20 protein-coding genes are annotated in these 23,570 nt (G+C 71.1%); 14 read left to right on the top strand and 6 right to left on the bottom strand.

Annotated features, from left to right (window positions below; genetic code table 11):
* Positions 1-9 precede the first annotated feature (9 nt).
* Both NH2_RS08165 and NH2_RS08160 read right to left on the bottom strand, forming a co-directional pair.
* On the bottom strand, positions 10-804 hold the full coding sequence (locus NH2_RS08165) for an MBL fold metallo-hydrolase (RefSeq protein WP_067650642.1): 795 nt from the start codon (positions 802-804) through the stop codon (positions 10-12).
* Positions 805-874: 70 nt separating this feature from the next.
* Positions 875-2,473, bottom strand: a complete 1,599-nt coding sequence (locus NH2_RS08160; RefSeq protein ID WP_084505318.1) for an AMP-binding protein — start codon at positions 2,471-2,473, stop codon at positions 875-877.
* A 291-nt stretch (positions 2,474-2,764) separates the two neighbouring features.
* Here NH2_RS08160 and NH2_RS08155 point away from each other — a divergent pair, with 291 nt between their 5' ends.
* The 3 genes from NH2_RS08155 to NH2_RS08145 all read left to right on the top strand — a co-directional run bounded on the left by NH2_RS08155 (position 2,765) and on the right by NH2_RS08145 (position 7,303).
* Complete coding sequence (locus tag NH2_RS08155) at positions 2,765-3,391, top strand: cysteine hydrolase family protein (RefSeq protein ID WP_067650637.1); 627 nt, start codon at positions 2,765-2,767, stop codon at positions 3,389-3,391.
* Between the two features lie 42 nt (positions 3,392-3,433).
* A complete protein-coding gene (locus NH2_RS08150) occupies positions 3,434-5,698 on the top strand; it encodes a CoA transferase (RefSeq protein ID WP_067650634.1) in 2,265 nt (754 codons plus the stop codon).
* Positions 5,699-5,935: 237 nt separating this feature from the next.
* The gene (locus tag NH2_RS08145) at positions 5,936-7,303 is read left to right on the top strand and encodes a FadR/GntR family transcriptional regulator (protein WP_067650631.1); all 1,368 of its coding nucleotides are present in this window, start codon (positions 5,936-5,938) and stop codon (positions 7,301-7,303) included.
* 82 nt (positions 7,304-7,385) lie between these two features.
* On the opposite strand, the gene NH2_RS08140 is transcribed toward NH2_RS08145, so the two are convergent.
* The gene (locus NH2_RS08140; RefSeq protein ID WP_157103655.1) at positions 7,386-8,639 is read right to left on the bottom strand and encodes a cytochrome P450; all 1,254 of its coding nucleotides are present in this window, start codon (positions 8,637-8,639) and stop codon (positions 7,386-7,388) included.
* A 205-nt stretch (positions 8,640-8,844) separates the two neighbouring features.
* On the opposite strand from NH2_RS08140, the gene NH2_RS29185 reads away from it, so the two are divergent.
* Complete coding sequence (locus NH2_RS29185; RefSeq protein WP_067650626.1) at positions 8,845-9,087, top strand: ferredoxin; 243 nt, start codon at positions 8,845-8,847, stop codon at positions 9,085-9,087.
* 191 nt (positions 9,088-9,278) lie between these two features.
* Here the strand turns inward: NH2_RS29185 and NH2_RS08130 are convergent, their stop codons facing one another.
* Both NH2_RS08130 and NH2_RS08125 read right to left on the bottom strand, forming a co-directional pair.
* Complete coding sequence (locus NH2_RS08130) at positions 9,279-10,748, bottom strand: aldehyde dehydrogenase family protein (protein WP_067650624.1); 1,470 nt, start codon at positions 10,746-10,748, stop codon at positions 9,279-9,281.
* A 189-nt stretch (positions 10,749-10,937) separates the two neighbouring features.
* Positions 10,938-11,591: a PaaI family thioesterase gene (locus tag NH2_RS08125; protein WP_281202017.1), complete on the bottom strand. Its 654-nt coding sequence runs from the start codon at positions 11,589-11,591 to the stop codon at positions 10,938-10,940.
* Between the two features lie 122 nt (positions 11,592-11,713).
* Here NH2_RS08125 and NH2_RS08120 point away from each other — a divergent pair, with 122 nt between their 5' ends.
* Positions 11,714-12,769 carry an acyl-CoA dehydrogenase family protein gene (locus NH2_RS08120; RefSeq protein ID WP_067650622.1) on the top strand — a complete coding sequence of 352 codons (1,056 nt, stop codon included), beginning with the start codon at positions 11,714-11,716 and terminating at the stop codon, positions 12,767-12,769.
* A gap of 18 nt (positions 12,770-12,787) precedes the next feature.
* Here the strand turns inward: NH2_RS08120 and NH2_RS08115 are convergent, their stop codons facing one another.
* Entirely contained in the window at positions 12,788-13,411 is a 624-nt protein-coding gene (locus NH2_RS08115; RefSeq protein WP_067650619.1) for a TetR/AcrR family transcriptional regulator, read from the bottom strand.
* Between the two features lie 104 nt (positions 13,412-13,515).
* Here NH2_RS08115 and NH2_RS08110 point away from each other — a divergent pair, with 104 nt between their 5' ends.
* The 9 genes from NH2_RS08110 (at position 13,516) to NH2_RS08070 (ending at position 23,486) form a co-directional block, all read left to right on the top strand.
* A complete protein-coding gene (locus NH2_RS08110; RefSeq protein ID WP_067650616.1) occupies positions 13,516-14,691 on the top strand; it encodes an amidohydrolase family protein in 1,176 nt (391 codons plus the stop codon).
* Between the two features lie 38 nt (positions 14,692-14,729).
* Positions 14,730-14,939: a hypothetical protein gene (locus NH2_RS08105; RefSeq protein ID WP_067650614.1), complete on the top strand. Its 210-nt coding sequence runs from the start codon at positions 14,730-14,732 to the stop codon at positions 14,937-14,939.
* Positions 14,940-15,072: 133 nt separating this feature from the next.
* The gene (locus NH2_RS08100) at positions 15,073-15,924 is read left to right on the top strand and encodes a mycofactocin-coupled SDR family oxidoreductase (protein WP_067650611.1); all 852 of its coding nucleotides are present in this window, start codon (positions 15,073-15,075) and stop codon (positions 15,922-15,924) included.
* Between the two features lie 708 nt (positions 15,925-16,632).
* Positions 16,633-17,832, top strand: a complete 1,200-nt coding sequence (locus NH2_RS08095; RefSeq protein WP_067650608.1) for a PucR family transcriptional regulator — start codon at positions 16,633-16,635, stop codon at positions 17,830-17,832.
* Positions 17,833-17,978: 146 nt separating this feature from the next.
* Complete coding sequence (locus NH2_RS08090; RefSeq protein WP_067652452.1) at positions 17,979-18,740, top strand: SDR family NAD(P)-dependent oxidoreductase; 762 nt, start codon at positions 17,979-17,981, stop codon at positions 18,738-18,740.
* 61 nt (positions 18,741-18,801) lie between these two features.
* Positions 18,802-20,103, top strand: a complete 1,302-nt coding sequence (locus NH2_RS08085) for an AMP-binding protein (RefSeq protein WP_067650605.1) — start codon at positions 18,802-18,804, stop codon at positions 20,101-20,103.
* Between the two features lie 96 nt (positions 20,104-20,199).
* Positions 20,200-21,339 (top strand): MBL fold metallo-hydrolase, encoded by a 1,140-nt coding sequence (locus NH2_RS08080; protein WP_067650603.1) that lies wholly within the window; start codon positions 20,200-20,202, stop codon positions 21,337-21,339.
* Between the two features lie 131 nt (positions 21,340-21,470).
* Positions 21,471-22,439, top strand: a complete 969-nt coding sequence (locus NH2_RS08075) for an alpha/beta hydrolase (RefSeq protein WP_067650600.1) — start codon at positions 21,471-21,473, stop codon at positions 22,437-22,439.
* Between the two features lie 9 nt (positions 22,440-22,448).
* Positions 22,449-23,486 (top strand): helix-turn-helix domain-containing protein, encoded by a 1,038-nt coding sequence (locus NH2_RS08070; RefSeq protein WP_245650473.1) that lies wholly within the window; start codon positions 22,449-22,451, stop codon positions 23,484-23,486.
* Positions 23,487-23,570: the final 84 nt, after the last annotated feature.

The raw sequence follows: 23,570 nt of genomic DNA, 5'->3' as shown, positions 1-23,570 counted from the left end.
CCGGTCGCGTCAGACCGCCCGGAACATCCGGTCGCCGCCCGCGGTGATCACCCGCCCGAAGGCGAGCTCCGGGAAGTGCGCGCCGACCACGAGATCCGGCGTATCGGCGACCTCGTCGGCGATCTCGTTGCGCACCCGGCTCGCGGCGGCCGGGTCGACGTCGAACCAGGCCTCCCAGTCGCGCTCGCCGAGTTCGACCACCGAATGCACGACATCCCCCAGCAGCAGCGCCCGCTCGCCGCGGTCGGAGACGACGTAGACGGTCGAGCCGGGGGTGTGCCCCGGCGCGTGCCTGGCGTCGATGCCGGGCGCGATCGGCCCGTCCGAGCCGAACAGTTCGAGCTGCGGCGCCAGCGGCGCGAGTTTGCGCACCGCGCCGGGCAGCGCGTCGGGCGCGGTCACGAAGTGCGCCCAATCCGCCTCGTGCACACGGTAGGTGGCGCGCGGGAACACGATCCGGCCGCCCCGGGTGGCCCAGCCGACGTGGTCGAAGTGCAGATGGGTGAAGACCACGTCGGTGACGTCCTCGGGCGCCACCCCGTAGCCGCGCAGCCCGTCCAGGAAGCGGCCGCCGGTGTAGCGGTCGTTGGCGATCGCCCCCGCTCCCGCGTCCACCAGCACCGTCCGATCGCCCGACCGGACCAGGAACCCGCCCAGCGGGAACACCAGCACGCCGTCGGCGTCGAGCTGCTCGGCGTGGCACGCCCAGGCGTCGGGGACGCCCGGCCGGTTCAGCATGCCGGTGGCGAGTTCACGCCCGGTGCCGTCGACGACGGGAAGGATCTCGATGCTTCCGACCTTCACCGGCTCTCCCCCGCTGCTCCCGATTGCGCATGCACTGTGTGTCCCGTCCTTTCGCTCGGCTTCGGCCGCGTCAGCCGAAGTGGGTCTCCCGCAACTCCGCTTTGCGGACCTTGCCCAGCGCCGTGCGGGGCAGCTCCCGGACGACCACCAGCCGCTCGGGTGTCTTCTGTTTCGCGAGGCCGGAGGCGGCGAAGTGCGCGCGCACCGCCGCGAGATCGATCTCGGCGCCGGGTGCGGGCACCACCACCGCGGCCACGACCTCGCCGTAGCGCGGGTCGGGAGCGGCGACGATCGCCGCCTCGGCCACCGCGGGGTGGGTGGCGAGGACGTCCTCGAGCTGGCTCGCCGAGATGGTCTCGCCCCCGCGGATCACCACGTCCTTGAGCCGGTCGGTGATCGTGAGCCTGCCCTCCGGGTCCAGGTGCCCGAGGTCGCCGGTGCGCAGCCAGCCGTCCGCCGTGAAGGCGGCCGCGTTCAGGGTCGCGTCCCGGTACCCGACGAACTGGTCGGGGCCGCGGGTGAGGATCTCCCCGTCGACGCCGACCGGCACCTCGGCGCCTGCCCGGTCGACGACGCGCACCCGCACGCCGGGCAGCGGCGCACCGTCGGTGCGATGCCGGGCAGCCTCCGGTTCGCCGGGGCTGCCGCAGGTGACGGTGGGGTGCTCGGTCGAGCCGTAGCAGCGGTAGGTGCTGATGCCTGCCTCCGCCGCGCGCCGGAGCAGTTCCTCGGGCACGGTGGCCGCGCCGATCAGGAATTCGCGCAGGGTCCGCAGTTCGCTCCGGACATCGCCGAGATCCAGCAGGCCGGCCAGGTGGAAGGGGGTGCCCGAGGTCGCGGTGACCCGGTACCGCGCGATCAGCGCGACCGCCGTGGCCGCCTCCCACGACTCCATGTACACGGTATCGATGCCGTGCAGCAATGGGCGCAGCACGCTCGACACACCGGCGATGTGGCCGGGCGGGAAGGAGACGAGCTGCACCGAGTCCTCGGCGTCGAGCAGCGAGCGTGGACCGGAGCACAGCTCGGCCAGCAGCGAATTGTGGCTGTGCTGCACGCCTTTCGGCGCCGCGGTGGTGCCCGAGGTGTAGATCAGCAGCGCGACGTCGTTCGCGTCGACGCGCGGGGGCCGGTACCGCGCGCTCGTCCCGATCAGCTCGGTCCAGGCCGACGCGCCCGCAGGCACGTCGTCGCCGACCACGATCACCCGGTCCAGGGTGGAGATCTCGGCGTAGCCGGGGAGCCGGTCGGCGTACTCTGCCGAGCGTACCCGGGCCGGCTGCACGAGCACCTCGGCGCCGGATTGCTCGAGGATGAAGCGCACCTCGTTCGGGCCGTAGACGTGCACGATCGGCACCAGGACGGCGCCGGTCAGCAGCACCGCCGCGTAGGCGATGGAGGCTTCGATGCCGTTGGGTAGCTGCACGGCCACCGCGCGCCCCGGCCCGATGCCGCGGAGCTGCAACGCCGCGGCGGCGCGCTGGGCCAGCGCGAAGATCTCGCCGACGGTCGTCACCAGTGGCGTGCTTTCGCCCGCGGCGTAGACCACGGTGGCCGCGGCACCCGCCGCACAGCTCCGGGCGAGCACCTCGGGCCAGGTCCGGCTGCCGTGGAACCCCTCGCGGTTCCACTGCGCGGCCGACGCGGACAGGTTCTCGGTTGCTGCCATAATCATCTCTCGGGTTCGGGTGCTGCGCGATCGACGACGCCGTACCGTGGTGTAGCGACGGGCACGTGCCCAACAAAACTAACCTATATAACTTTCTGCTGGACCAATTCCGACTCGAATCCCGGCCGGCGCGCTCGCGGGCAGCGCTTCACCAGGACCGTCACCCCCCGGCTCTTGACCAACCAAGTAATCTAAGTTACCTTCCGAGTGAGCTGTGACACGCGCCACCGGACCCGCCTGTCGCCGGAGCGACCGGCGGGGGGATGCGGACCATCGAGGAAGGGACCAGGGATGAAGGGCATCGAGTCCGGCCGCCGGGCCGCACTGCTGATCTCGGAATGTCAGAACGCCATCACCAATCCCGCCTACGAGACCAGCCCGCTGATCGAGCAGGTCGTCGAGCGAGAGATCATCGGCAAGATCAACGATCTCGCGGCGGCCTTCCGGTCCCTGGATCTGCCGGTCGTGCACTGCACCATCAGTGCGCGCCCCGACTTCGTCGGGTTCCGGACGAATTGCGTTCTCGCCGCGCGGATCAAGAAGGCGGGCCGGTTGATCGCGGGCAGCAGGGAAGCCGCGATCCACGACGAGATCGTCTGCGCGCCACAGGATGTCGTCAGCGACCGGCACCACGGCATGGCGCCGTTCACCGGCACGGACCTGGATGCGACGCTGCGTGGGCTGCGCGCCGACACCGTCGTGCTCGCCGGCGTCTCCACGAATATCGCCCTGCCCGGCGCCGCCACCGAGGCGATCGCGCACGGCTACGACGTGATCCTGGTGGAGGACTGCACGGCGGGCGGCACCGCGGAGACCCACCGGATGCAGGTAACGATGCATCTGCCGCTGCTCGCGACCATCACCGACAGCTCGACGCTGCAGAAAGAGTTGCACGCCGCGGCCTCCCCCGCGCGCTGACCACCCGCCCTCCGAGCTCGAACCACGACGAGGAACTTCCCTATGACCGACGGTATCCTCGAGGGCCTGCGGGTCGTCGACCTCACCACCGGGCTAGCCGGGCCCGCCGCCACCCGCACGCTGGCCGAAGCCGGTGCCGAGGTCGTCAAGGTGGAATCCCGCTCCGGCGACCCCGCTCGCGCAACCTCTGCCTTCCCGACGCTCAACCGCAGCAAGCGCAGCGTGATCGCCGATCTGGAGACCCCGGAGGGGCGGGCCACCCTCGAATCCCTGCTGGCCGGGGCCGACGTCCTGGTGCACGGGTACACCCCCGCCGTCGCCCGCGGGCACGGCCTCGACCCGGAGACGCTCGGGAACCGGTTCCCCGCCCTGGTGGTGTGCTCGGTGACCGGCTACCCGGTCAACCACCCCGACGCCGAACTGCCGGGGCACGATCTCCTGGTCCAGGCGCGATCGGGGCTGATGGGCGAGGCCCTCGGCCATCGCGACGGCCCCATTCCGATGCGTTTCCCGCTGCCGAGCTGGGGCGCCTCGGCGCTCGCGGCGGGCGGGATCCTGGCCCGGCTGCTGGTGCGGGAGCAGACCGGGCGGGGCGGCAGCGTGCACACCAGCCTGCTGCAGGGCATGCTCAACACGGTCTCGCTGTTCTGGAATCGAGCGTCGAATCCCATCCCCGAGCTGTTCCTCACCAAATACGAGACCGCACCGACCACGGCCCTCTACGAGTGCGGCGACGGGGTGTGGCTGCAGCTGATGAACCCGGGCGAGAAGGTTCCGCTCCGATCCATCCCCCTGGTCCGCGAGCTGGTGTCCGAACTCGGAGCCGAAGCGGAGTCGATCACCCCGGGGGGCGACGAATTCCGGTCGCTGGTGCGCCTGCGCCCCAGCTCCGAGTGGCTCGCGGCGCTGCGTGGCGCCGATATCGCGGTCGAGCCCGCGCTGCACCTGGGCGAGCTGCTCCGGGATCCCGACGTGCTCGCCAACGACTACACCGTCACCCTCGACGACCCGGAGCACGGACGGATCCGGCAGCCAGGGCTGCCCTTCGAGATCGAGCCGCCGCTGCGGGTGCGCGGCCCCGCTCCGCTGCTCGGGCAGGACGACGCCGCGGAACTCGCCGCGGCCGCGCCCGCCCGCGCCACGACGGCCACCACCCCCGGGCCCGACCTGCCGCTCTCCGGGCTGAAGATTCTCGACCTCGGGTCGTTCCTCGCCGGTCCGATGGCTCCCATGCTCATGGCCGACCTCGGCGCCGACGTCATCAAGGTCGAACCGGTCTCCGGCGATCGGCTGCGCTACAAGGCGTGTTTCTGGGAAGCCTGCTCGCGCAACAAACGCGCCATCGCCCTCGACATCACCTCCGAGGACGGCCAGGGCGTGCTGCGCCGGCTGGTCGAGTGGGCCGATGTCGTGCACCACAACCAGCGGGCGCGCGCTGCGGTCAAGAACGGCATCGACGAGGAAACGATCCGGCGGATCAACCCGGACGTGGTGTTCGGCTACGTCTCCAGCTACGGCGAGCGGGGCGGGAAGACCGACAACCCCGGGTACGACTCGGTCTTCCAGGCGCTGGGCGGCTGGGAAGTCGAGAACGGCGGGACCGGCAATCCCCCGCAGTTCTCCCGGCTCGGCACGCTCGACGTGCAGACCGCCCTGACCTCGTTCGTCGGCACGATGCTCGCGCTCTACCACCGTGCCCGGACCGGTCGCTCGACCACGGTCAAGGGCTCGCTGCTGCGCTCCACCACGATGACCCAGAGCGAAACCTTCCTGCGGCTGGCCGACGACACCCTGGCTCCCTATCCGCGATTCGACGCGGAACAGGTCGGATACGGGCCCGGAAATCGTATTTATGAAGCGGCGGACGGATGGATCGCGGTCGTGACCGAGTCCGGCGAGCAACTGGCCGAATTGCGTGCCGCGGTCGGCGCGGGCACGGATTCCGATATCGCAGGCGCGATTCTGAAATACGAATCCGGCGAACTGCTGGAGCGGCTCGCGACTCGCGGAATTCCCGCGGAACTCGTGCGCGAAGAATATCAATTCGAGTTCTTCGATCGCCCGGAGAACATCGAAGCGGGGCTCATCGTCGGATACGACCACGCCTTCTTCGGCCGGATGGAACAGCCCGGCGCCTACTGGCACTTCCCCGATTTCGACCTCCGATTCGACCGCGCGGCGCCGATCATCGGCCAGCAGACCCGCGAGGTGCTGACCGAACTCGGCTACTCGCCCGATTCCATCGACGCGCTGTACGACGGCAAGGTCGTGGCCGGGCCGGTGATTCCCGCGGGCTGGTCACACTGACCGGAGCCCGGGCGGGCACGGTGCCGCCCGGAGGGAGCTGACGCCGCTGCGCACGGAACTACCGATTCAGTCAGCTGATTCCGCCTCGCTGCGTCGACTTTACGGTGCAAAGCCGGTTACGACTACAATAAGGGCTCCTGACATACGAACGTGAGGGGCGTCGTGCCGAGCTCAACAACGGGTGCCCCCGTAGGCGCCGACTTCGACGACCCCGTCTCCGCCCCCGGCTCGGTCGGCGTGGGGAAGCTGGCGTCGCAGGTAGCACGGCGAATCGAGGGCGAGATCATCGGCCGGGGCTGGCCGGTGGGGGCGGTGCTGGGGTCGGAGCAGGATCTCCGGGTGCGCTACGGGGTGTCCCGGTCGGTGCTGCGGGAGGCGGTGCGGCTGGCCGAGCATCACCAGGTCGCGCGGATGCGGCGGGGGCCGAACGGTGGGTTGCTGGTGCGAGCGCCGGACGCGATACCGGCGACGCGTGCGTTGGTGATCTTCCTCGAGTACATCGGCACCACGGTCGAGGACTTGATGTTCGCGCGGTTGCTGCTGGAGCCGCTGGCTGCCGGCTTGGCGGCGGCGCGGATCGATGAGGACGGGGTGCTGCGGTTGCGCGAGTGCCTGGCCGAGGAGCAGCAGCGGGCGGCCGAGCCCGGAATCTTCGCGCAGGACGTATTGCACGTGCTGGTCGGCGAGTCGTCGGGGAATCCGGTGCTGGGGTTGTTCGTCGATGTGCTGGCCCGGCTGACCGCGCGGTACGCACACGCGACGCGGTTGGTGTCGCGGGACGAGGTGACGCGGGGGAAGGCGCACGCGCACACGACCCACCTCGAGATCGTGGAGGCGGTGATCTCCGGAGACGGGGGGCGGGCCCAGGCGGCGTCGGCCGACCACCTGCGGAGGGTGTCGGCGTGGCTGCTGGAGCGGCGGACGCGGCGGGTGCGTACGGGGGTGGCGACGCGCCAGCCCAGTGAGCCGGGGGCGAAGCTGGCCGAGGTGGTGGCGGGGCGGATTCACGACGAGATCACCCGGCGTGGCTGGCCGGTGGGGCAGGTGCTGGGGTCGGAGGCGGATCTGCTGGCGCGGCACGGGGTGTCGCGGGCGGTGCTGCGGGAGGCGGTGCGGTTGCTCGAGTACCACTCGGTCGCGCGGATGCGGCGGGGGCCGGGCGGTGGGCTGGTGGTGACGGCGCCGGATCCGCGGGCGAGTATGGAGACGATCGCGTTGTACCTGAGTTATCGGCGGGTGAGCGCCGAGGACCTGGTGGTGGTGCGCGAGACGGTCGAGGTGGGGGCGCTGGGGCGGGTGCTGGCGCGTCGCGACGATCCGGCGGTGGTGGCGGGGCTGGGGCAGGCGGCTGCCGGCGACGGGTTCCATGCCGGGCTGGCGAAGCTGTCGGAGAATCCGGTGCTGGAGATCTTCCTCGGCATCCTGACCGAGCTCTGGGCCCGGCATCGGGGGGCCGAGGGCGGCCAGGGCGCGGCATGCACCGGCAACGGCGGCAACGGCGACGGTGGCAGGGTGCATCAGCGGATCGTGGAAGCGGTTCTGGTCGGCGACGAGGGGCTGGCCCAGCACCGGCTCCGGCGCCACATCCAGCACCTCACAGCCTAGGCACTCGGCTGCCACTCCCCCGCACACGCAAAGAGACGTGCCCGGGAATCTCCCGGGCACGTCTCGAGGTTTCGCGGTGGAGCTACTTCCACACCAGCGGCAGCGACGGGAATCCGGTCCCGGCGTAGATCTGCTCGGTGAGCTCGGTCACGTCGACGCCGAGCCGGTAGCTCGGGATCTGCTTGTGCCATTCCTCGATGGCCACGTTGCGGGCGAAGCGCGCCCAGTGCAGGCCGATGCAGCGGCGCGGGCCGTAGTTGAACGCGAGGTGCGGATTCGGCCTGCGCTCCACGTCGACCTGATCGAATCCGGGGCAGCGCGGATCCCGGTTGACCATCGAGTACATGACGAACAACTGCTCGCCGCGGTGCAGCTGCACGCCGTGGAAATCGATGTCCTTGGTCACCACGCGGCTGTGCCCGAACGGTGAGCGGACCCGGAGCAGCTCCTCGCCGAGCGCATCGATGGCATCCGGATCCTCCGCGACCAATTTCTGGTGCTCGGGATGATCGGCGAGGTGGCGGAAGATCTCGCCCAGATGCGCCGTCACCGTATGGGCGCTGCCGAGGACGGTGATGGTCATGATCCCGCGCACCTCCTCCTCGGTCAGGGGGGTGCCGTCGACCGTCGTGTGGACCGCGTAGCTGGTGAAGCTGTCGTCCGGGTTGACCCGCTTCTCCGCGATGAGGCCGCTGACGTACTGCAACACACTGTTCATCGCCTGCCCGGACATGTGCAGCATCCGGTCGCCCTCGGTCGTGGGCTTGAGCTGGAAGATCTCGTGCTGCCACTGCACGAGCTGGTCCCAGTCCTTCTTGGGCGCGCCCAGCCACTGCGCCGAGAGGTAGGGGAAGAAGTACTTCGAGTACTCGTTGACGAAGTCACACTCGCCGCGATCGCTGAACCTGGCCAGTAGTTCCCTGGCGACCTCGTGCATCCGGGGTTCCCAGGTCTTGACGTACTTCGGCGTGAAGTGCTCCATCACCGCCCGGCGGAGCCGGACCTGCCGGTGCGCGCCCGCGACGGCGTCGAAGTCGTCGGTCGGCTTGAAGCCGGAGCCGTCGAGCAGGGCGTCGTGGCTGCCGAACTGCTGCACCCAGTTCGGCTCGTAGAAGGTCTCCCCGTCGGCGAACAGCTCGCGGGCGGTCTCGTGCCGGGTCACCCAGATCGTCTTGTCCTCGCCGACGCGGAAGAGCGGGAAGGCCTCCCGCAGTGCGTCCAGCTGGCCGCGCCAGTCGACGTCTCCGCCGACCACCTGCGGCACGAAGGCCGGATCGACCATCGGAATGCCCCGCTCGTCCACGCCGATGGCTTTCACCGTCGATGCTGCCGTCATGCCGTCCTCCACATCTTTCTCTCGCCTCGAGAGCGAAATCCGCAATTCCGTACACGTTTTAACGTGGCCCGAATCACTGTATAGTGACTCGCAGCGCCTGACTAGTCCTAATCAGGATACGGTTTATGTCGCAGGTGCTGGTTCCACGCCAATCGAGAGCGTGGCGGCGCCGATTCCAAAACATTTCCCTCCCAGGAGTAGGCCAGTGACCGATACAGCCCATCAGTCCTCGTCGTCACCGCACCTCGAGATCGCCGTCGACCACGAACTCTGCTTCGGCACCGGCGCGTGTGCCAGGCAGGCACCCGACGTCTTCGCGGTGACCGGCGAAGCCGAGACCGGCAAGGCGGAGGTCCGCTCGGATGTCGAGTGGAGCAAGGTCGACCCGGCCACCGTGCGCAGCGCCGTCCAGGCGTGCCCGTGGGGCGCGATAGAACTCGGCGACTGACCGATGCGGCCGCCCGGCCCGAAGGGGCCGGAACCGGCTGGAAAAGTGCACTCTTTGCGGCACCACGACAGGTGCGGGAAGGCCGCGCGGCTCCGCGAACGGATCCGCGCGGCGGGCACCCCCGGCGGGCGGGCTCCATCGGTGCGATGAGCCCGCCCGCCTCGGTGTGGCACCACGGCCGGCGGCACCACTCAGGCGATGCCGACACCCTTGGTGAACAGATACTCCTCGATCCCCGCGCGGCCGCCCTCCTTGCCGAGGCCGCTGAGCCCCAGGCCGCCGAACGGCCGGGTGGCGACCAGGCTGGCCGCGCCGTTGATCTTCACCTCGCCGGTCACCAGCTCCTCCGCGACGCGCAGCGCACGACCGATGTCCTTGGTGTTCACGTAGCCGGAGAGGCCGTAGCGGGTGTTGTTGGCGATCTCGATCGCGTGCGCCTCGTCGCGGAACGGAATGATCGCGAGCACCGGCCCGAAGACTTCTTCCTGGGCCAGATCGGAGTCCGGGTCCACATCGGCGAACACGGTCGGCTGCAGGTAGTAGCCGCCGGCCAGATCGCCGTCGAGCTGCACCGGCGCGCCGCCGGTGACCAGCCGCGCGCCGTCCTGCGCGGCCTTGGCGATCGCGCCCTGGATGCGCTCGAACGCGGCCTGGTTCACCACCGGCCCGGTGAAGGTATCCGGTGCGAAGGGGTCGCCGACCACGATCGTCTCCGCGATGGCCTTGACCCGCGCCACGACCTCCTCGTAGATCGACTGCTGGACGAGCATCCGGGTCGGGAACGCGCACCCCTGCCCGGCGAGCAGGCCCACCGACATGATGGTGCCGAACCCGCACGCCGCGTCCAGGTCCGCGTCCTCGAAGATGATGTTGGCCGACTTGCCACCGAGCTCGAGCACCGCTGGCTTCATCGTCGGGGCGCAGGCGGCGAGGATCTTGGACGCGGTGGCGGGGCCGCCGGTGAAGGAGATCTTCTTCACCTGCGGATGCTCGACCAGCGCGGCGCCGGAGGCCGCGTCACCCGGCAGGATGTTGATCACCCCGGGCGGGAAACCGGCCTCGGCGACGAGCTCGGCGAACAGCTCGCCGGAGAACGGCGTCAGCTCGGACGGCTTCACCACGACCGTGTTGCCAGCGGCGACGGCGGCCGGAATCTTCATCGCGAGCGAGATGAGCGGCCCGTTCCAGGTGATGATGATGCCGATCACGCCGTAGGGCTGGCGCAGGGTGTACCCGAGGTCGCCGCCCGCGGTCAGGGTCGAGGTCACCTCGGAGGTGACCTTGTCCGCCCAGCCCGCGTAGTACCGGATCCACGAGGTCGACAGGCCAACGCCGCCCGCGCCGCCGCTCATCGGCGTCCCGTTGTCCATCGCGCCGAGCCGGGCGAAATCCTCGGTCCTGGCATCGATCAGATCCGCCAGCCGGTTCAGCAGCCGCGCCCGTTCCGCCGGAACGGTGCGCTTCCAGGTGGCGAAGGCCGCCGCCGCGACGGAGACCGCGCGGTCGACCTCGGCGGGCCCGGCCAGCGGGATGATCTTGTCGACCTGCCCGGTCGCCGGATTCACATGCTCGAAGGTGCCCGCCGAGCCCTCGGCCAAGCGCTCGGTGCCGATGTGAAGATGCACATCGGGACGGCCGAGATCGGTGGTAGCGGTGGTCATGGGTCGCTCCTGGGGTCCGGTCCGGATCGGTTGGTGGGTCGTCGACGGTGCGCGACGCCGGAGTGTCCCGCTCGACGGCTCGCGACCGCAGCCACGGAGACAACAACGCTAACTTAGACGCATATGTAGTCTCCGTCACAGGCTATTACGGTCCACCGGCCCCGTGCAAGGCCCGAGACCGGCCCTGAGCTAGGGCTGGCCCGGCTTCAGCTCGACGAACAACCCCTCCGCCTCGGCGCAGAGCACGTCGCCGTGGCGGAGCTCGCCGCGCAGGTAACGCTTGCGCCCCTCCTCCCGCTCCACCCAGCCCACCGTGCTGAGCTCCACCCCGATGGGCGTGATCGATCGGTAGTCCACGTGCAGGAACGCGGTGCGGCACGGCGTGCGATCGGTGCCGGCCAGCCGCCCGAGCACCTCGTCGAACATCAGCGGGATGGTGCCGCCGTGCGCCGCGCCGTTGCCGCCGAAGTAGTACTGCCCGAAGGTGACAGTGCCCGCGAGCCGATCCCGGCTCCAGTGCTCGGCGCGGACGGCGGGCGACATGCACTGCGCCCGGCCGGGAACGTCGAGGTGCCCGAAGGGCCGACGCCGCTCGGGTACCTGGAACTCGGCCAGGAGCTGCCGCACCTCCGCGAAGTGCCCGGCCACCCGGTCGACCACCGCGAGCGGCGGATTCGCCCCCGCCAGCGCGTCGAGCATGGCCCTGGCGCCTGCGATCATCTCGTCGTAGGGCTGGGGGTGCTCGTCGTGGATGCCCGCGTCGAAACCGCGATTGCGGACCGCCGTCCAGCCGCCACCGACGCTGACCTCGTCGAGAGCGGTCTCCTGATGATTGTCGGTCATGTACGCCTCCGTCTTCGAATGAACCGGTCGGTTCGAACTCTAGGATTGCCCCTGCCCGCGAACGCACACAGGACGTAGATTACATGGTTAACTAAGTCATCACCCGTGACCGAAGGAGTGACATGGACTTCGCGCTGAGCGAGGAGCAGGAAGCCCTGGTCGAGGCCGAGCGCGCGTGGCTCACCCGCAACGACCCGATCGCCGAGCGCAGACCCGGCATCGATGCGGGCCCGGCGCAGCCGACCCCGGGCGCCGTGCGCCATCTGGCCGAATCCGGCCTCATCGGCCTGCTCACCGCCGACACCGGCGGCACCGCGGTCGACCTCACGGTTCTCGTCGAAGAGCACGGGCGGGCGGGCAGCCCGCTGCCGCTGGCCGAACTCGCGGTCGCGGCGCGGCTGCTCGAGCAGCTCGAGCACCCGGCGCTGGCGCAGGCGGAGTCGGGCGCCGAGCTCGTGCTTCCCGCGCTTCCCTCGCCCGAGACCGCCGCCCCGCACGCGCGGATCGACGGCGCCCGGCTGCGGTTGCAGGGCAGCACCGCCCCGGTGACCGGCCTGCTCGGCGCCGCCTCGGTGCTCGTGCTCGCCGCGACCGACACCGGCGCCGAGGCGGCCGCCGTCCTGCCCGTCGAGGGCCTCGGCCTCCGCACGCTGCAGACCTTGGACCTGACCCGCTCCTGGTCGGTGCTCGATCTGGACCACACCCTGGAAGCGGGGCAGTGGTCGGCGCTGCCCACCGGCACCCTGGCCTGGGCGCAGGACGTGCTCGCGACGGCCAGGGCAGCGGACGCCGTCGGCGCGGCCGCCCGGCTGGTGGACATGACCGTGGAGTACGCCGGCCAGCGCACCCAGTTCGACCGCCCGATCGCGACGTTCCAGGCGGTCAAACACCACTGCGCGAACATGGCGCTGGCCGTCGAGACCTCGCGCGCGGCGGTGTGGGCGGCCGCGGTGGCGCTCGACGGCGACGATGCGAGCGCCCGGCTGCGGGCGGTGGCGGCGGCGGCGGCGTACGCGGGCGCGGCCACCAGCACCGCGGCGCAGACGGCGCTGCAGGTGCACGGCGGCATCGGCTTCACCTGGGAACACGATGTGCACCTGCTGATCCGCCGGATCAAGGTCGACGAACTGCTCGACGGGTCGGTCGCGCAGCACCGGCGCAGGCTGGTCGGCGTCTGAGCCCCGAGCGGCCGCACCCTATTCCGGCCCCGCGGCGCCGTCGCCGCGCAGGCGCCGGAAGCACCGCTCGGTCTCATCGATCAGGCTCTCGGCCTCGGCCTCGGTGGCGATGCCGAAGAGCGCGATGGTGGTCTCGTTGCGCATGGCGATGAGGAAGTCGCCGAAGAGCCGGTCCCGGCGCGAGGGGCCGAGCTCGAGGATCGCGAGCTCGCTGTCGCCGCCCGCCCGGCTCCGCCTGCGGCGCTGGGCGTCGAATCCCGGTGGAGTGTCGCCCATGGCGATCACCCTGGCCCTGGACCGGTTCTCCCAGATCAACCGCAGATAGCGCCGGATTCCGACGATGAAGAGCTCGAACGGGTCGGTCTCGCCCGCCGCCCGCGCCGACTCGATGCCCTCCTCGACCTGGCGGCGCAGCAGCGCGCCGAAGTTCTCCCAGATCGCGTTGAAGACCTCGGCCTTGCCGCCGAAGTGATGGTAGATGCTGCCCACGCTGACACCCGAGCGCTCGACGATCTCGGCCATCGTGGCCGCCGTGAACCCCCTCGCCCCGAAAACCTGCACCGCGGCGTCGAGTATCCGCTCCTTGGTGGCCGACGTACTCGTCCACGTCCGGGCCTGTGCGGGCCCCTTGCTCTGCAGCATCGTTCCTCCCTCGCCGGTGCGCCGGGGGTTGACTCCGCGCCTCGGCCGCTTCATAATCAGCTTACATCCTAGAATGCGATTCTAGAATATCTACCAAGATTCGGATGGACGAACGGAGACCGATCGTGTCCAACAAGCTGTGGGCCAATTCCGGCGATTCCCACTTCCTCGAGCCCTCTGACCTGTGGCGTTCGCGGCTGCCCTCGGATCTGGCCGAGCTGGTCCCGCGCTCGGAGAAGGACGAGGACGGCAAGTGGGAGACCGTCTACGTGGACGGGCAGGCGTTCCGGCGGCGGTTGCCGAACATCGCGCAGGAGGAGTTCTACGCCGCCAGCCATCGCGCGCCCGGCGCGGGCAATGTCGAGCTGCGGTTGAAGGACCTCGACGAGGAGGGGATCTGGACCGAGCTCATCTTCCCCTCGCTCGGCATGTGGTCGAGCTCCTTCCGCACCCCGCGGGTGCTGCGGGAGGCGCTGCGGGTCTCCAACGACTGGGCGAAGGAGGCGATCATGGACTACTCGCCGCGGCTGATCCCCACCGCCCAGGTCTCGACCCTCGATATCCAGGACGCCTGCGACGAGCTGGAGCGCTGCGGCCGGATCGGCTACCGCGCCGTCTTCCTCCCGGTCTCGCCGCACCCCCTGCAGAAGGACTACAACCGCGACGATTGGGAGCCCTTCTGGGCGCTGGCCGAGGACATCGGCATGGTCCTCGCGTTCCACATCGGCACCGAGCCCATCGATTTCACCACCGGCAGCACCCCGGGTGCCACCTACCGCGGCCCCGGCGGGGCGGTGCTCAACTACACCGAGACCACCTTCGGCGGCCAGCGCGCGGTCATGAAGCTGGTCGCCTCCGGCGCGCTCGACCGCCACCCCGGCCTCAAGGTGCTGGTCTCCGAGGGCGGCGCGACGTGGGTGCCGTTCGTCGCCGACCGCATGGAGGAGGGCTACCGCCAGCACTCGATGGCGGTGCGGCCGAAGCTCTCGCGCTCGCCGAAGGAGATCATCTACTCCCAGGTCTACGCCTCGTTCCAGCACGACGAGTCGGCGGTCGCCGCACTCACCGGCATGGGCTACAACAACGTCATGTGGGGTAGCGACTACCCGCACATCGAAGGCACCTACGGGCACACGCAGCAGACCCTGCACGACCTGTTCGACACCGTGGACCAGAAGGTCAAGGACCGGATCACGCACGGCACGTTCGAAGAGCTGTTCCCGGATGCTCCCAAACTCCCCGCGGCAGGCACCGAGAAGCCCGAGACCGCCACCGTCTGACGGCGACGCGCCATGCCACCGACCGAAAGAGCACTCCGATGAGCGACAGCGTTCTCTACGACCTCCCGGGCGAGTTCGTCTCCTCCATGGCCGAGGCCTCCGGGTACTGCGACACCCAGGCGGTCCTGCCCAAGGGCGATCACTACATCGCCTTCTGCACCTGCGGCAGGTGGGACACCACCGTCCCGACCCGAGCGGAAGGACTGGAGCTGGCACGCGCGCACACCGCCGAGACCGAGCGCGGGTAACCGCTTTTTCCCCGGACCGGAAGCGGGCCGTGCGCGATTCGCGCACGGCCCGTTTTCTGTCCTGGACACCCCCGGCCCGGCAGCGAAGCCGGGGCCGACGACAGCACCGAGCACCATCGGAGGAGAGCACAGCATGGCCCGGGTAGCAGGCAAGACCGTCCTGATCAGTGGCGTGGCGCGCGGGCAGGGCCGCGCCCACGCCGTCCGGCTGGCCGAGGAGGGCGCCGACATCATCGGCTTCGACCTCTGCGCCGACATCGCCTCGAACAACTATCCGCTGGCGACCCCGGACGATCTGGCCGAGACCGTGCGTCTGGTCGAGCGGACCGGCCGCCGCATCATCGCCGAGGCGATCGACGTGCGCGACCGCGTGGCGGTCGAGCGGTTCCTGGACCGATCGGTGACCGAACTCGGCGGTCTGGACGTGGTGGTCGCGAACGCGGGCATCTGCCCGCTCGGCCTCGACCGGCCGCTCGCCGCCTTCGTCGACTCGGTCGACGTGGACCTGGTCGGGGTCGTCAACACCGTGCACGCCGCGCTCACGCACCTCACTCCCGGCGGCTCGGTGATCGTCATCGGCTCGGTCGCGGGGCTGCTCAGCGCGGGGGCGCCGACGCAGGGCCCGCAGGGGCCGGGCGGCGCGGGCTACAGCCTGTCGAAGCGATTCGTCATCGACTACGTGAATACGCTGGCCGTCCAGCTCGCGCCGAGCGGAACCCGGTGCAACGCGGTACATCCCACGAATTGCGACACCGTCATGCTGCAGAACGACGCGCTGTACCGGACGTTCCGGCCCGATCTGGAGCGGCCGACGCCGGAGCAGGCGGCCGCCGGCTTCCGCCGGCTGCAGGCCATCCCCGTCCCGTGGGTCGAGCCCGACGATGTCGCGCACGCCGTGGTCTACCTCGCCTCCGACGAGTCGCGCTACGTGACCGGCATGCAGATGAAGATCGACGCCGGGGCGATCGTCAAACAGGGGCGATGAGCGATACCGGAGGCCGCCGGACGATTCGCGAGACATTCGCTGCCATGCAATATCCGGCTGGACGGCCCGACCCTGAGCGGCGGCCTCCGGGAACCGGCCTGCGGCCGATGCCACCGGCCGGGTGGCGCGGGCCCGCCGCTCGGTTCCGGGGCGGTGGCTGCCGGGTGCGCAGAGCCGTCCGGGCCGCCGCAGGTCGTCCGGCGCCCAGGGGCCGGGTAGCCGAAAACCCCGGCGCGCTGCGACATCGCCCGGTACCGAGCTCGGAACGGCCCGCGGTAGCGCCGATCGAGGCGATCGGACCCATCATGGTGCAGAACCACAAAACCCCGGAATTTCCTGTGACAGCTCACACGTGACAGCGGCGAAAAAGGATTATTCCTACACATCGATCGAACACTTTGTCCGAATTTCCGAGCGTCACACGCTCCGCCCGCCCCGGCCCCCGATCGGGATCTGCCCAGGTAAACGGGGTAATAGCTCCCCCGCGGAGGCGGCAGCGACCTTGCGTAGCCAACTAGGTCAACTTAGTATGGTTCGATCTCCACCATAGCTGGCAACTACCGCGCAGCGGCCTCCACCCGGTTTCACCCGTCGGGCGCGGATTATCAGCACGGCACGCAACGGAGCGACAAACAAATGGCTCACGAAGTTATAGATTCGTCAACTGTTTCGTCCGGCAACGCTTTGCAAACCGAAAGGTCGGTAGCGTTGGCGACACCGCCGAGCCCGGACGAGATCGCCGCCCATCTGGTCCGCCGTTCCGATCTCGACCTCTCCCCGTGCGACGCGGCACCGGGCCCGACCACCATCGCCCTCGCCCGCTGCTGCCTGGATCTGGTCACCGAGATGCTGCAGACCCAGGTCGTTCCCGCCCGGGACCGGCTCGGCACCATCGCGGCGACCGCGACCGAGTGGGCTCGCGACGGCGTTCCCCTCTCCACCACCCTCCGGATCTGCCACGAGGCGACCCGGGTCGCCTTCAGCCTGACGGCGCTCGCGGTGGAGGGGCCGGACGTCGACACGCTCGTGGCGGCCAGCGACCTCACCATGCAGCTGCTCGACACGGTCTCCGCCGAGGCCGCCGACGCGTACGCGGCCGAAGCGCGCCGCGCCGACGACGAATCCGCGGCTCAGGCGCTCGCAGTCGCGCTGCTCAGCGGCCGGGCCGACACCGCGCTCGCCCGCGAGGCGGGGGTGGAGATCGCGAATTCGTACCAGGTCGTCGCCGTCGCCATCCCCGAACGCGCGACCGGGCGGCGCGGCAGGGACAATCAACCACTCGACGTGGCCCGGCGCGGACTGAACCGGCTGCTGGCCGAGCTCGGGGCACTCTTCGAAAGCCGGATGCTGCCACTGCTCGATTGCCATGGCGGCACCGTGCTGGTCGCGCTCACCGAGGACGCCACCGAGCTGGACTCCGCGACCCTGGCCCGGCTCTCCAAGGCCGCCGAGGTCCCGCTCACCGCGACCACGGTGATCGGCACCGCCGAGGACATCCCGGAGGCGGCCGAGCACGCGCACGAACTCCTGGCCCTGGTCCGGGCGGGCAACCGCCCCCCCGGCCTCTACCCGATGGCCGATATGGCCGTCGAATACCAGCTGATGCGGGGCGGTGCGGTCTCCCGGCTGATCACCGCCATGCTCGACCCGCTGGAGACCGCGCCCGAACTGCTGGAAACCCTGCGCGTCTATCTGACCTACGACATGAATCGGCAGCGGACCGCGCGCCGGCTGCACGTGCATCCGAATACCGTCGATTACCGGCTGCGGCGGATCACGCGATTGACCGGCCTGGATCTGACGACGGCGGTGGGCATCTGCCGTGCCGCGCACGCGCTGATCGCGTACGACCATCGGCGCAGCTGCTTCGATTGCGAACTCCATTCGCCGGTCAGACCTTTTCGCTGACCCCCCTCGCCGCGCGAAATCGGTCCGGCGATTTACCGGCAACCCACCCGATTGACCGGCTCTGCCTGTTTCCGATCGCCGACGGATCTACCTGTATTACATAGTAATATAGGTACGCACCACAGCGGCGAGCGGAGGACATGGACATGAGAATCACCGACAGTGTTGCGGTCGTCACCGGCGGAGCGTCGGGTCTCGGCGCGGCCACGGCGGAGGCGCTGCTGGCCGCGGGCGCACGGGTGGTGATCGTGGACCTACCTTCCTCCCGAGGCGAGGCGGTGGCGGCGGAATTCGGCGAGCAGGCGCGCTTCGTGCCCGCCGACGTCACCGACGAGATCGCCATCGCGACGGCGCTCGACGTCGCGGAGTCGCTCGGCCCGCTGCGCATCGTGGTGAACTGCGCGGGCATCGGCACCGCGATGCGCACCATCGGGAAGAAAGGACCCTTCCCCCTCGAATCCTTCGCCAAGGTCATCGACGTCAATCTGATCGGCACCTTCAACGTGCTGCGGCTCGGCGCCGAACGCATCGCGCGAACCGAGCCGATCGAGGGCGAGCGGGGCGTCATCGTCAACACGGCCTCGGTCGCGGCCTTCGAAGGGCAGATCGGGCAGGCCGCCTACTCGGCGTCGAAGGGCGGTGTGGTCGGGATGACCCTGCCCATCGCCCGCGATCTGGCCTCGCTGCTCATCCGGGTCAACACGATCGCGCCCGGGCTCTTCGAAACCCCGCTGCTCGGCACCCTGCCGGAGGAGGCACGGGAGTCGCTGGGCGCCCAGGTGCCGCACCCGTCCCGCCTCGGCCGCCCCGCGGAGTACGGAGCCCTCGCCGCGCACATCGTCGCCAACCCGATGATCAACGGAGAGGTCATCCGGCTCGACGGAGCGATTCGCATGGCGCCCCGGTGAGATCGGCGCGGCGATGACACGCACTCCGCCCGACCTTCGCGACCGGCCCCGCGCCGCGCCCGTGGGACTCGTCCCGGCCGCCCGCCCGCGCGGCGTCGAACCGGGCTTCGTCTGGGATCTGCTCGCCCGCAGGGCGGCCTCCCCGGCCCGCGACGACGTCCTGCTCATCGGCGAGAACGGCGAGACCCTCACCGCGGCGCAGGCCGTCGCCGCGGCCGAGGCACTGGCCTCGGCACTGCTCGCCCGCGGCATCCGGCCGCAGATGACCGTCGCCTGGCAGCTCGACAACAGCATCGCCGCCGCGCTGCTCGTGCTCGGGCTGGCCCGGCTCGGGGTCGTCCAGGCCCCGGTGCCCGCGGACGCCTCGGAGACCGCACTGACCTCCGCACTGACGGCCGCGGCGGCGGAGGTCCTCGTGGTGCAGAACGAACGCGGCGAACGCGGGGGCGCGCCGGCCGCGGCACCCGCCGCCGGTGTCCGGCTGCTCACGCTGGAGCCGGGCTGGACCCTCCCCCGCGCCGGCATCCGGCTGCCGCCGTACCGGCGCGGCGAGTGGAGCCCGCGCTGGCTGTTCACCGGCGCCGCGCCTGCCGCCGGTTCGTCCGCCGTCCAGCACACGGACGTGTCGCTCGGCAGCGCGAGCCACGCGCTGCGGGCCGGGGGGCTCCTCGGTGGCGGCGGGCGGGATGTCGGTGCCCTGATGCTTCCGCTCTCCAGCGTGTGGGGGGTCGTTCACCTGGCCGCGCTGATCGAGTGCGGGATACCGATCGTTCTCATGCAGCCGCACGCGCCCTCCTTCACCGTCGGCGTGCTGCGCCAGTTCGGCGTGACGGTCGGGTGCGGGGACAGCGCACTCGGCCTGGCGCTGCTCCGGCTGCGGCGGGCGCTGCCGCGGGGAAGCAGGCACCTGGTGCCCGAGGTCAGGGCGCTGCTCGCCAACTGGCGGCCGGAGGTTCCGGATATCGACAGGCTGGTCAAGCGGGAGCTGGGCATCACGATGTCGCACGACTACGGCCTGGCCGAGGCACCGCTGATCCTGCACGGCGCCAGGACCGGGATCACCTCCGCCCGGACGCTGCATCTCATCGGCACGCCGGTGCCCGGCATCGACGTCAGGATCGTCCGGCACGGGGTCCGGGTCAGGGCGGGGATCTCCGGCGAGATCGAGGTAACCGGTGCGGGGCTGTTCGCCGGGTATTCGCGGCGCGCGGGCAGTGCCCCGGCCTTGACCGCCGACGGCTGGTTCCGCACCGGAGATCGCGGGCGGCTGAGCATCGACGGCAGGCTTCAGGTACTCCGGCCCCGTGCCGGATCGGACGCCGAACGGGAGGCGTGGGCAGCCGGAGCCGACGGGCGACAGTGACGCCGTGCGCGCCCCCGGGCGCACGCGCCCGGGGGCTCACCTACCCTTCGGATATGCCGCCCCTCCCGCGGCCCGCCGAGAGTCAGGAGCAGTCCGATGGCATCACGTCACGCGCGCGCCGCCGTGGCTCGCACGGCCGCCGCGGGGGTGGCCGCGGCCCGCTCGGGCCGTGACGTCCTTTCCGCGCTCGGCGCCGCGCCGAAGGGCGACCGCGCGGCCCGGATCAGCCGGTCCCCGCAGTTCCGGGACGGCGCCTTCCGCAACGAGGTCCCGGTACGGATGCTCTCGACCGCGGGAGCGCTCCGGACGCTGCCCGAGTTCGTCGCCGGTGGCACCGCGCGGGTGCCCGCCGGTCCGATTCCGGTGCTGACGCCGGTGGCGGCGCCGTCGGCGCCCGATGGACTGTACGTCACCTGGTACGGGCACGCCTCGGCGCTGGTCGAGCTCGAGGGCGTCCGGGTGCTGCTCGACCCGGTCTGGAGCGCGCGGTGCTCGCCGTCCGCGCTGGTGGGGCCCCGGCGCCTGCACCGCGTCCCGGTACCGCTGCGCGAGCTGCCCGCGCTCGACGCGGTGCTGATCTCCCACGACCACTACGACCACCTCGACGCCGCCACCATCCGCGAACTGCTCCGGCTGCAGGCCGCGCCGTTCGTGGTGCCGCTCGGCGTCGGGGCGCACCTGGAGCACTGGGGTGTGCCCGCCGCACGGATCGTCGAACTCGACTGGCACGAGAGCGCCACCGTCGCGGGCATCCGGCTCACCGCGGCTCCGGCCAGGCACAACTCCGGGCGCGGGCTCTCCCGGGACGGCACGCTCTGGGCCTCCTGGGTGCTGGCCGGGAAGCGGCGGCGGGCGTTCTACACCGGGGACAGCGGCTACTTCCCCGGCTACGCCGCCATCGGCGAGACCTACGGCCCCTTCGATCTCACCCTGGCCCAGATCGGCGCCTACGGAGACCGCTGGCCCGACATCCACATGACACCGGAGCAGGCCGTGACCGCGCACCGCGAACTGGGCGGCGCTCTGCTCGTCCCGGTGCACTGGGCGACCTTCGACCTCGCGCTGCACGGGTGGGCGGAGCCGGCCAGGCGGATCACGAAGGAGGCTGCGGCACACCGGGTCAGGCTGGCCGTGCCGCGCCCGGGCGAGCTGGTCGACGTCGGCGATCCGCCCGCCGTCGACTTCTGGTGGGAACCGCTCGACCGAGCCGCTCCTGGCGCGTCCGCCCCCCGCTGATGCCCGCGCGCCTGGGCTGCTCGCGCGACCGGCGATTCGGCTCTCCGCATCCGACAGGTGTCGGAAAGGGCGGCGCACATACCCGCCAGCGGTGAAGTGACGCACGACACTCCGAGCGCGAGGATGGCATCATGACCGAATTCCCCACCCTGGATCCCGAACTCGCGGCCGCGGTGACGATGATGCCGCCCTTCGACTTCGCCCACCCCGTCACCGCCCGCGTCACCCTGGACGAGATGCGCGCGCCGGAACTCGCCGAGCTCTCGATGGACGGGGTGTCGCTGCGGGAACTCGCCGCACCCGGCATCGGGGACGCGCCCGACGTCGGCATCCGCCTCTTCACCCCGGAGGAGAGCGGCGAGGGCCCGCTGCCGGTCCTGCTGTGGATCCACGGCGGCGGTTTCGTCGTCGGAACCGCGCAGGGCGACGACCCGTTCTGCGTGGATGTCGCCCGGCAGCTGCGGATCGCGGTGGCGAGCGTCGACTACCGGCTCGCCCCGGAGACCCCGTTTCCCGGGCCGCACGACGACTGCTGGGCCGCGCTGACCTACCTGCGCGCCGCGGCGGCGGAGCTCGGTATCGACCCGGAGCGGATCGCCGTCGGCGGTCAGAGCGCGGGTGGCGGGCTCGCCGCGAGCATCGTCCTGCGCGCCCGGGACGAGGGCGCGCCGGTCGCCTTCCAGCTGCTGGAGATCCCGGAGCTGGACGACCGCCTGGAGACGGTCTCGATGCGCACCTTCGTCGACACCCCGGTCTGGCATCGGCCCAATGCGATCCTCTCCTGGCAGTTCTACCTGGGCGAGTCGTACGCCGGGCCGTCGGATCCCGACGTCTCCCCGTACGCCGCACCCGCACGGGTGACCGACCTCGCCGGCCTGCCGCCGACCTACCTGTGCACCATGGAACTCGATCCGCTGCGCGACGAGGGCATCGACTACGCGCAGCGCATGATGCAGGCGGGGGTCAGCGTGGAGCTGCACTCCTTCCCCGGGACCTTCCACGGCTCCACGCTGATCGGCGCGGAGGTCAGCAAGCGCAGTCAGCGCGAACTGCGGTACGCGCTGGCCCGGGGCTTGCGCGTGCAGGCGCCCGCCTCGTAGCGTCACCGGATGCGAGGACTGATGTACCGGCTGGCGGAGCTCGACGCGGACTCCGCCGGCCTGGTGCGGGTGATCGACTACTTCGACACCCTGGTCCGGCACGGCGCGGACGCGGCGGCCGTGGTGCGAGCCGGCGCGGCGCTCGCCGGCTGCACCGCGGGCGTGGACATCTCCGGCCGGGCGGGGTGGCCCGCCATCCGGCTGCGCTGCGACCAGCACGGCCGCCGCTCACCGGAGCCGGTGGGCACCCCCACCGTGTGCCGGGCCATCGTGGTCGACGGGGAGGTGGCGGGGACCGCGTGGATCGAGCGCGGCGGAGCCACGCTGGCGCTGGACGAGATGCTGGTGGACCGCATGGCGCTCACCACCGCCATCGTGCTGCACCCCGCGCAGGCGCCGACCTCGGCCGAACACACGAGGGCACTGCTGGTTCCGGCAGGCGAGGCCGCGATGCTGGCGTCCTGCGGCGCGCTCGGTCTCACGCCGGACACCCAGGTCCGGGTCGTCGTGACGGCTGCCGACTCCGCAGGGCGCGGCGCGGGCGCGACGGCCGGGCGCTCGGTGCCGGTCGTGCTCGACGGTGACCTGGTCCGGCTCGCGCCCGCACAGATCGCCTGCCCCCCGGACAGCGCGGGCCGGGTCGGCGTCTCGCTGGCCGGTCCGGTCTCCGCGGCGCATCGCTACCTCGACGAGGCCCGGTTCGCCCGCTCCCAGGCGACCGCGACCGAGCCGGTCGTCCGCGCCGACGAGCTGGGCGCGCTCGTCCTGCTCGGCTCGGCCGATCCGACTCTGCGGCAACGGATTCCCGACCTGATCCGCGCCGACGCGCTGGCCGCGGAGGAGTCCGGCCGCGACCTGTTGCAGACGCTGCGCGTGTACCTCGCGGCCGGAACCCTGCGCGCCGCGGCGGAGACGCTGCACCTGCATCACAGCAGCGTCGGCCATCGCCTGGCGCGGCTCTCCGACCAGCTGGGCTTCCCGGTCGACTCGGTCGCCGGGCGCGCCAGGGCCGCCGCACTGGTGATGGTGCTGAACACGATGCCCTGACGGCCGGGCACGCCGGGCTGCGCCGGCGATCCGCCCGCGGTCGGCCTCCGGTCACGTCGGCTCGGCCACCGGAGCACTACTCTG

It is taken from the genome of Nocardia harenae NBRC 108248 (assembly GCF_001612885.1).
Classification (GTDB): Bacteria; Actinomycetota; Actinomycetes; order Mycobacteriales; family Mycobacteriaceae; genus Nocardia; species Nocardia harenae.
This window is presented reverse-complemented; position numbering and strand designations above follow the sequence as displayed.